Origin of the sequence: Orenia metallireducens (assembly GCF_003001995.1) — a bacterium.
Classification (GTDB): Bacteria; Bacillota; Halanaerobiia; order Halobacteroidales; family Halobacteroidaceae; genus Orenia; species Orenia metallireducens_B.
Map to the genome: position 1 here is coordinate 1 of NZ_PVNB01000084.1, position 1,551 is coordinate 1,551.

1 protein-coding gene is annotated in these 1,551 nt (G+C 26.6%); it reads left to right on the top strand.

The genetic code is table 11. The annotated features are described in order from the left end of the window. The first annotated feature begins 206 nt into the window (after positions 1–206). The gene (locus tag BX659_RS18685; protein ID WP_097019725.1) at positions 207–1,445 is read left to right on the top strand and encodes an IS110 family transposase; all 1,239 of its coding nucleotides are present in this window, start codon (positions 207–209) and stop codon (positions 1,443–1,445) included. Positions 1,446–1,551 lie beyond the last annotated feature (106 nt).

The following is a 1,551-nucleotide window of genomic DNA, read 5'->3' on the forward strand; positions in this document are numbered from 1 at the left end:
CTCTTACCTAAAAGTTTGTTATAATAAAGTTAAGCAAGCAAGATGGATAGCGAGTTACTAGGCAATAAGCCTCTACAAAAGTCTTTCACTTGCTTTGTTAATTCCGATTAGTTGATTAGACTTTAAAGTCTCCGTTATTTGAGAGTTTGAATACAAAGCATACTTTGCTTGCTAAGAATTAAATATAAAGGGGGTAACCGCTTAATATGAATAGCTATAACTATTTTTTAGGTATAGATATTGCAAAAGAATCCTTTGATATTGCTTTATTGAATAAAGATTCAGATAAAGTGGTCAAAAAGAAAAATCTAAAAATGAATAACCAAGGATTTACAAATATAATCGAAATCCTTAACCAACATGATAAAACTAAAAAATTTACTTTTATTGTTATGGAATCTACTGGTTCATATCATTTGACTATTTTAAGCTATCTTGTAAATAATGATTATACTGTTGCATTAGTTAACCCTCAACTTATTAAGTCTTTTATTAGCTCTATGACTTTAAGAAAAAGCATAAATGATGAAATTTCTGCAAAACATATAGCTCAATTTGCTAAAGTAAGGTATCACAACTTAGAAACTGTCAGCAAAGATTCTATTAGCTCTTTAAAGTCTATAATTAGAGAAAGAGATAATATAGTTAAATCTATTAGTCAACAAAAGAATCAAATTAGAGATTTAGTTAATCGCTTATTTCCTGAACTAGAAAAATTAACAGATATATTCTCTAAAACAGTTTTGCAAATGCTAAGAAAAGCTCCTTCAGCAAATAAACTAGCTCAACAAGGATTAAATTTTATCCAGAAGTCAATTAATAATTCTAAAGGAAGCAAACTAAAAGTTTCTGCTCAAGAACTATTAACTGCTGCTCAAAATTCTATAGGATTAAATGACAAATACTTAGAGAAGGCTTTAACGGTTAAATTGAATCATTTTATTAATTCTCAAAATACTTTAGCAGAAATTGAAAACATTATTAATGAAGCAGTAAGTTCTAATAATAGTATTAAAAAAAACTCTAAAATCCTAAAATCAATTAGAGGAATAAATGATAAAACAGCAATTCCTTTTTTAATAGAGTCTGGTATTGCAGGAACCAATATTGAAAATATATTCCCCTCCCATAAACAATTAATTGCTTATGCGGGTACTGATCCTGCTATAAAACAAAGTGGAACTTCAATAAATTATCGTGGTGGTATCTCTAAAAAAGGTAACTCTTATTTAAGAAAAGTTATTTATAATATGGCGAGAACTGTTAGTCAATATAATACTTATTTTAAAGAATATTATCGTAAAAAACGTGATGAGGGTAAATGTTATAGCCAAGCTATAATAGCAGTTGGAAATAAGTTAATTAAGATTATTTATGCTTTATTAAAGAATCAAAGCTATTATAATTCTGAAAAACACTTAAATCAAGTGAATTGGATAGCTTAATTTTTTAAAATAGACTAATCAAAAAGCAAATTAAAGTATATTGATTTGTGAATTAATTCACTCTATTTTAAGCTTTTTAAATAAAACTTTTAGATAGTTGACTTTT

Coding starts and splice junctions, on each gene's coding strand:
- BX659_RS18685 (WP_097019725.1), top strand. CDS start 207: ATGAATAGCTATAACTATTTTTTAGGTATAGATATTGCAAAAGAATCC.